Here is a 579-nt window from a genome sequence, read left to right on the forward strand (position 1 = left end):
GGGAGCTCGCCTCCGCTCCTCTTTCTTCGGAGCTCGGCCGGCGCTATCTTGGGGCCATGCGGGCCGGCATCAACTGCGCCTTGGCGAACCGCCAGATCCTCACCGACCGGATCCGGAAGGTCTTCGGGCGCTTCTTCCCGGAGCAGCGCCTCACCCTCCTCTACGACGTTTCGCACAACACCTGCAAGGAAGAGCTCCACAGGGTGGACGGCAGGCCCCTTCGGCTCTTCGTCCATCGCAAGGGGGCGACGCGCGCCCTCGGTCCGGGCCATCCCGATCTTCCGAGCCCGTTCACCCGCTGGGGGCAGCCCGTTCTCATCGGCGGGAGCATGGGCAGCTGCTCCTACATCCTCGCCGGGGCTCCGGAGAGCGAGGAGAGGGCTTTCTCCTCGGCGGTCCACGGGGCCGGCCGGCAAATGAGCCGAAACCAAGCCGCGCGGACTTGGCAAGGCCGGGAGATCGTCGACGAGCTCGCTCGCCGCGGCATTCTCATTCGCGCCCGCTCCCACCGCGGGGTAGCCGAAGAGGCCCCCGGAGCGTATAAGGATGTCTCGGCCGTCGTCGAAGCGGCCGAGGCGG

At 69.1% G+C, this 579-nt stretch carries 1 protein-coding gene; it reads left to right on the top strand.

From position 1 onward, the window contains the following. Window positions 1-579 (top strand): RtcB family protein (locus FN369_RS01355; protein WP_142524420.1); only part of this gene is annotated, 579 nt, incomplete at both ends.

The organism is Methylacidimicrobium cyclopophantes (assembly GCF_902143385.2).
In the GTDB taxonomy this organism is placed as follows: domain Bacteria; phylum Verrucomicrobiota; class Verrucomicrobiia; order Methylacidiphilales; family Methylacidiphilaceae; genus Methylacidimicrobium; species Methylacidimicrobium cyclopophantes.